Below are 217 nucleotides of genomic sequence, written 5' to 3' on the forward strand. Positions count from 1 at the left end.
GACCTTGTACAAGATACATTTTTGGCGGGCTTAAAATCAATGAAAAACTTTAAAGGAGAAGCCAGCGAGCGCACTTGGCTTATTAGTATTCTTAAAAGAAAAATTATTGATTATTACCGAAAAATAAATTCTAACAAAGGTAAGGCCGAAGTAAGAATGAGTTACAATGATGCTGAAACCGAAGGTGATTGGTTAGAAGAACGCGTAGCAGATCCGT

1 protein-coding gene is annotated in these 217 nt (G+C 36.4%); it reads left to right on the plus strand.

Annotated features, from left to right (window positions below):
- A partial coding sequence (locus FUA24_RS04145; protein WP_317131932.1) for a sigma factor occupies positions 1 to 217 on the plus strand: 217 nt, incomplete at both ends.

This window comes from Seonamhaeicola marinus, from assembly GCF_008085455.1.